The 399-nt window shown below is 43.6% G+C and carries 1 pseudogene; it reads right to left on the reverse strand.

Going from position 1 to position 399, the window contains the following annotated elements:
• Window positions 1-399, reverse strand: a pseudogene (locus tag UF06_RS03715) (AraC family transcriptional regulator); the annotation flags it as partial.

Genomic DNA, 399 nt, shown 5'->3' on the forward strand with positions numbered 1-399 from the left:
TCGGTCAACTGCTCGAAAATCAGTTTTAGTCTTCTGTCTTGTGGCAGCAATAACTGAAATGTCTGCACTTTGCTTTTCAAAATTTGATCATGCAACACCGCCAGCAAATGCAGCACTTCTTCGTGGCTTGTCTCACCTTCACACTGTCTGCGGATCTCTTGTAAAAGCTCATTTAAAAACGGCGTTAAAGCAATGGTTCTCACTTGTGGCTCGTACGTTGCGCCAAACTCAGGGTTGAGATAAATGCCAACAAATATCGTGTTGCTTAGAGCAATCGACTCATGTTGAACACCCGCAGGAACAAATAACGCAGAAGTGTGCGGAACCAAATGCTGATAATGCTCCGTTTGCGTTTGCAATAACCCTTTGATAGGAAAGATGATTTGATGCCAAGTGTGT

Origin of the sequence: Vibrio sp. S234-5 (assembly GCF_000960595.1) — a bacterium.
GTDB lineage: Bacteria > Pseudomonadota > Gammaproteobacteria > Enterobacterales > Vibrionaceae > Vibrio.